Annotated in this window: 3 protein-coding genes; 2 read left to right on the top strand and 1 reads right to left on the bottom strand. The window is 47.9% G+C overall.

Annotation, left to right across the window (positions count from 1 at the left end; genetic code table 11):
• Positions 1 to 358: 358 nt before the first annotated feature.
• Positions 359 to 499, bottom strand: coding sequence for a hypothetical protein (locus QUA99_RS32270; RefSeq protein WP_333245523.1), 141 nt, complete (start codon positions 497 to 499; stop codon positions 359 to 361).
• Between the two features lie 143 nt (positions 500 to 642).
• On the opposite strand from QUA99_RS32270, the gene ilvB reads away from it, so the two are divergent.
• Positions 643 to 2,478, top strand: a complete 1,836-nt coding sequence (gene ilvB / locus QUA99_RS32265) for a biosynthetic-type acetolactate synthase large subunit (RefSeq protein WP_333245520.1) — start codon at positions 643 to 645, stop codon at positions 2,476 to 2,478.
• A gap of 328 nt (positions 2,479 to 2,806) precedes the next feature.
• Positions 2,807 to 4,228, top strand: coding sequence for a serine/threonine-protein kinase (locus QUA99_RS32260; RefSeq protein ID WP_333245517.1), 1,422 nt, complete (start codon positions 2,807 to 2,809; stop codon positions 4,226 to 4,228).
• Positions 4,229 to 4,492: the final 264 nt, after the last annotated feature.

Genomic DNA, 4,492 nt, shown 5'->3' with positions numbered 1-4,492 from the left:
AGGAAGAAGGAAGAAGGAAGAAGGAAGAAGGAAGAAGGAAGAAGGAAGAAGGAAGAAGGAAGAAGGAAGAAGGAAGAGAGAAGAAGGAAGAGAGAAGAAGGAACAGGGGATGGGTGTCAACTTAACGTCAAATGTAGTACCGATCTACTCTTTGACGATGATTGTCCAGATCCCCTGATAGTTGGGGGGAACTCAAGCATTCTCTTTAGTTTCCCTTAAGAACGGGAATGCCAGCGGGATCGAGACTCGCGTCTAAACAGGATTTATCAAAGGTTTTAGGCGATTGTTGACACCAATGGGAAGAGGTTCGAGGGCTTTCTTTTTGCGATCGATCTCTAACATAGCCACCGCCCTGACGCTATTGACGTTCTCGCATTGCCAACCGTTGTGTTTCTTCTCGAATGCCGATCGAAACTAATGCTAGACAAGCGTCATATCGCGGTAAACCGGCAGACAAACCGCGATTTTCTCTGTTTCTTTTCTTGCTCTGCTGTTCCACAAATTCTGGCCTGGCGATAAATGTCCGAGGGCGAAACTTTTTGTAAAATATCAGCAGTTAAATTCTCAGAGTTTGATTATTGAGATTAAAGTAGTATAAAAGCTTTCATTAAAAATCATAATTAGTTTAAGGACGGAAATTCTGTGCAACTAAAAACTAAAGTGACCATCAGGCGTGCAACTGGTGGATTTGCTCTGATTGACAGCTTGATCCGCCACGGCGTCAAGCATATTTTTGGTTATCCCGGCGGCGCAATTCTGCCGCTTTACGACGAACTCTACCGCGCTGAAGAAACTGGCGCTATCAAACATATTCTGGTGCGCCACGAGCAAGGTGCTGCTCACGCGGCCGACGGCTACGCCCGCGCTACCGGACAAGTTGGGGTTTGTTTTGCTACTTCGGGCCCCGGCGCAACTAATTTGGTAACGGGGATTGCGACGGCCCACATGGATTCGATCCCGATGGTAATAATTACCGGTCAGGTTCCCCGTCCGGCGATCGGCACTGATGCGTTTCAGGAAACTGATATTTACGGGATTACCCTGCCAATTGTCAAGCATTCCTATGTAGTGCGCGATCCGAGAGATATGGCGCGAATTGTGGCAGAAGCTTTCCACATCGCGAGTACAGGGCGGCCCGGGCCGGTGTTGATTGACGTGCCCAAGGATGTGGGTTTAGAAGAATTTGACTATCTGCCCGTGGAACCCGGATCGGTGAGAATTCCCGGCTACAAGCCCACGGTGAAGGGAAATCCCCGGCAAATTAATCAAGCGATTCATTTGGTGAAGGAAGCAAAGCGTCCTTTGCTTTATGTGGGCGGCGGGGCGATCGCAGCGGCGGCCCACGAGGAAATTAAGGAACTGGCCGAACTTTTCCAATTGCCGGTCACGACAACGCTAATGGGCAAAGGTGCCTTTGACGAAAACCATCCTTTGTCGGTGAAAATGTTGGGGATGCACGGCACTGCTTACGCTAATTTTGCCGTTACCGAGTGCGATTTGCTGATTGCTGTCGGGGCGAGGTTTGACGATCGCGTGACGGGCAAATTAGACGAGTTTGCCGCGCGCGCCAAGGTGATTCACATCGATATCGACCCGGCGGAAGTTGGCAAAAATCGCGGTCCTGACGTGCCGATTGTCGGAGATGTCCGCCAAGTTTTGATCGATTTGCTGCGCCGCTGTCGGGAGACTGGAGTTTCGGGGAAGGTCGGACAGACTGCGGAATGGCTGCACAGGATCGATCAGTGGAAACAGGACTATCCGTTAGTGGTGCCTCATTACCCAGAAATTTTGTCTCCGCAAGAGGTGATTTCGGAGTTGGCTACTCAAGCGCCGGATGCTTACTACACAACAGATGTCGGTCAACATCAAATGTGGTCGGCTCAATTCTTGAACAACGGGCCGCGCCGCTGGATTTCTAGCGCTGGTTTGGGCACGATGGGTTTCGGGGTGCCGGCGGCGATGGGCGCGAAAATGGCCCTGCCGCATGAGCAAGTGATTTGTATTGCTGGCGATGCTAGCGTGCAAATGAATATTCAAGAGTTGGGAACATTAGCACAATACGGCATTAATGTCAAGATTGTGATTGTAAATAACGGCTGGCAAGGCATGGTGCGGCAGTGGCAGCAGGCGTTCTACGGCGAGCGTTATTCGTCGTCGAATATGACTGTAGGGATGCCGGATTTTGTGATGCTGGCAGAAGCTTATGGCGTGAAGGGGATGCAGGTTTCGCGGCCGGAGGAACTCAAAGAGGCGATCGGTCAAATGCTCGCTCACGACGGTCCGGTGCTGATGAACGTGAAGGTGACGAGGGACGAAAACTGCTATCCGATGGTAGTTCCAGGTAAGAGCAACGCTCAAATGGTTGGTTTGCCCGAACGCAGCAAGTTGCAATCTGCGGAGTTGATTTATTGTCCGAGTTGTGGCGCGAAGAATGTTTCGACCAATAAGTTTTGTCCTGAGTGCGGGACAAAAGTTTAACGAGTTTTGAGTGGGGACTTAGGCTGTGCCTATTAGTCTCAACTTAAGGTCAAACGTAGTCATAGACTGCTGTTTCTCGTCGAGGCCATATCCCCCCTAGCCCCCCTTAAAAAGGGGGGAACCGGAGCGATCTCAAAGTCCCCCTTCTTAAGGGGGATTTAGGGGGATCTAGCCTCGGATAAAAGCGAGAGATACAAAGGTTTTGGGGTTAAGTTGACACGGCTTTGGGCAATGCGATGTCCTTACCCGGATCTGGTGTTTCACATTTAACACCATCTCCGCTGGCATCGCATCGAGAGCTTTAATCTGTAATCTGCAAGCATATTTTATGAGCCAGTGTCTAAACCCTGATTGCCTATTCCAAAACCCGTCTGGCTCTACAAAATTCTGTCAAAAATGTGGGAATAAACTGCTATTGGGCGATCGCTACGGAGCCCAAAAAATTATTGGACAAGGGGGATTTGGGCGCACTTTTCTAGCTATTGACGAGTATAAACCATCAAAACCTCCCTGTGTTATTAAACAATTCTACCCCCAACTTCAAGGCGCTTCTAGTATCCAGAAAGCTGCTGAGTTATTTGAGCTGGAAGCAGTCCGCCTAGAACAGTTGGGTAAACATTCTCAAATTCCCGACTTATTAGCATATTTTAGTCAAGATGAACGGCAGTATTTAGTGCAAGAATTCATCGACGGTGAAAATTTAGCCCAAACACTAGAATCTAAGGGATATTTTAGCGAAACGCAGATTCGCGATTTGCTTAATAATTTATTGCCAGTATTCGAGTTCATTCATTCCCGCCAAGTAATTCACCGGGATATCAAGCCTGAAAATATTATTCTTAGGCAAGATAGGCAACTGGTTTTAGTTGACTTTGGAGCCGCGAAATATGCGACACAAACGGCTCTAGGGCTAACGGGAACGAGAATCGGGACGGCGGGATATATGGCACCAGAACAAGCCAACGGTAAACCGATTCATGCGAGTGATATTTATAGTCTGGGTGTCACTTGTTTGTGTCTGTTAACTGAGGTTAAGCCGATTGATTTATTCGATGATAGCGAGTTTGAGTGGGTGTGGCGAGAACACTTAAAAACATCTGTCAGTTCGGAACTGGGTCAGGTTTTAGATAAAATGATACAACCTGCTATTAAAAAACGTTATCAATCTGCTACTGAAGTTTTGCAGGCTCTTGGCAATCAATCACCTCAACCATCACCTCAACCATCACCTCAAACACCAGACTCGCTTAAATCAGCGCGGGGTGTTGACTATACTCGTCTCCGGGATTTATTAGCAGCAGGAAAGTGGAAAGAGGCGGATCAGGAAACATTCAAGGTGATGTTAAAAGCTGCTAGACGGGAGAAGGAAGGTTGGTTCGATACGAACTCGATCGAGAATTTTCCTGGCGATGATTTGCGGACGATCGACAAATTGTGGGTAAAATACAGTCAGGGTCGCTTTGGCTTTAGCGTCCAGAAAAAAATCTGGTTAGAAATAGGCGGTAAAGTTGATTATGACACTGAATGCAAGCTAGGCGATCGTGTCGGTTGGCGAAAGAGGAGAAAGGGGAGGAAAGAGTGGTTGAGCTACAATGATTTAACCTTTAATTTGCAAGCACCACGGGGGCACCTCCCGTCGTGTGCGCGTGTGTTTGCGTGGGGGGGAGAAGGATTGGGTTGGGTTGTTGGGGTGTTGGGGTGGTTAGGGTTTGTTGTATGGTTCTCTCTTCTCTCGCATCAAGAGCTGTAAGGTGTAATTTATAGGAATTTCAGCCTTGTTTCAAGTCTTTTTGATCGAACCTTTTTTTACGAAATTATCGATTTTAGTCATTTCATTACGTGCTAATTGGATGGGTTTCACAAAGACACGACTTACCCACTAAGGCCAAAGAAACCGGGTTTTTGGCCTAATCTGTGGGTGACAACGAAAGATTTTCGGTAGTGCCATGAAGGAAAGGAAGGAGTAAATTTAAGCTACTATTAGAGAGAAGTTTTTGCCATAGCGTGATATGAC

This window comes from Microcoleus sp. F10-B2, from assembly GCF_036704965.1.
Taxonomy (GTDB): Bacteria; Cyanobacteriota; Cyanobacteriia; order Cyanobacteriales; family Microcoleaceae; genus Microcoleus.
This window is presented reverse-complemented; position numbering and strand designations above follow the sequence as displayed.

Excerpts from the sequence above, each read along its gene's own strand:
- QUA99_RS32260 (WP_333245517.1), top strand. The coding sequence starts at position 2,807 with ATGAGCCAGTGTCTAAACCCTGATTGCCTATTCCAAAACCCGTCTGGC.